The organism is Streptomyces sp. TAA486 (assembly GCF_000426165.1).
On sequence record NZ_AUEV01000032.1, the window covers coordinates 1 to 1,386 of the forward strand.

Annotated in this window: 1 protein-coding gene; it reads right to left on the reverse strand. The window is 67.4% G+C overall.

Going from position 1 to position 1,386, the window contains the following annotated elements; genetic code table 11:
• Window positions 1–1,386 (reverse strand): hypothetical protein (locus I004_RS36535; protein WP_037978191.1); only part of this gene is annotated, 1,386 nt, incomplete at both ends.

Genomic DNA, 1,386 nt, shown 5'->3' on the forward strand with positions numbered 1-1,386 from the left:
TGCACCCTGGCGCGCACATCATCCAGACTCAGCGCCTCAATCCCCTGCTCCACGCCCGACAGGTCGGACCTGACCCGCTTCGCGGAACCAGGACCCTCCAGATCAGCGGGCACCGGCCGATCCCCGCCGTCCCGGTGGCCAGCCGTGACCGGACCCGAGCCACCCTCTTGCACCGGATCCACATCGCCCCGGACCCCACCCGGCTGCGTGAACACCCGACCGGGATCCACACCCAATTCCTCGGCTATCAGCCGCTGCGCGATGACCCGCCCACGACCACGCAGATTCAAGCCCAGATACCGGCCCCCGCGCTCCGCGGCCTCCGCGGCAAGCTCCTCGTGCCACGCAACCACGGTCGCCAAGTCCACGGCGAGTTCGCCCTTCGAGACGGACTCGCGAACCCAGCCAAGAACAGCCCCCCGCAGGAACTGAGCATCATCCCTTGACAGATGCCCGACCTCACCCAGCGGCTGCCCCGCACCGGAGCCCACGGACCCCGAAACATCACCCGCCTCCGCGTCCCTGCGACCGGACCCTGCAAGCGGTCCGGACAATTCCGGGTCAGGGACAAACGGAATCGTGATACCCGACTCGTCGCCGGCCTCCGGAACCAGATAAACCCCGGGACGGCCCTCCTGGTCCGGGTCCACCACCAGGTGGTACTTACGGGACGCATCTCCCAGCTCGCCTGGGAAACGCGCCGTGAGCGCGTCCCAGTTGTCGATCTCACCGATCCAGCCGTCACCGCGCAACACGAAACCACGGTCAGGGTCGAGCCCCTCCACACCCGGAACAACCTGGACCACATCAGGCCCGAAAAGCCGCCACCCCTCAGGCCGCAGCACCACATCCCCGGACAACCGCACCCACCCGTTGTCCGATACCTCATAACCCGGCAAGGATGAACTCCCCGTCGCCCGGCCCAAATCGACCTCGGGGAGAACCACCTCATGCCAGTCACCTGCCGGGCGATTCTCAGGGAACTTACCCGCACCGTAAAGCCGCGGCATCTCCCCAATCTCCACCCGATCCGGAGACCCCGACCGCGGCCCCTCCACCGTGATCGGATAACCAACCGGCCACCCGGCCACCAACGGATCCACACCCGTATGCGGCGAACCACCCCGGAGCCCACCAAAACCGTCAAACGGCTCGTCCGCGTCCCCGCCGAAGTTCCAGTCCACCTCATCGAGCTCGGGCCAGTACTCCCTGTCATCGGCAGGGGTAGCGCCAGACAGCCCGTCCACGCCGAAAGGCTCCCCGGGCACCCCCGGCGAGCCACCCACGACGGAATTCGCATCATCGGCACCGACGCCAGTAGCGTCAGACGGCTCGGCCGCATCCGCGCCGAAGTTCAGGACGTCATCGTCGTCGAAGTTCAGGACG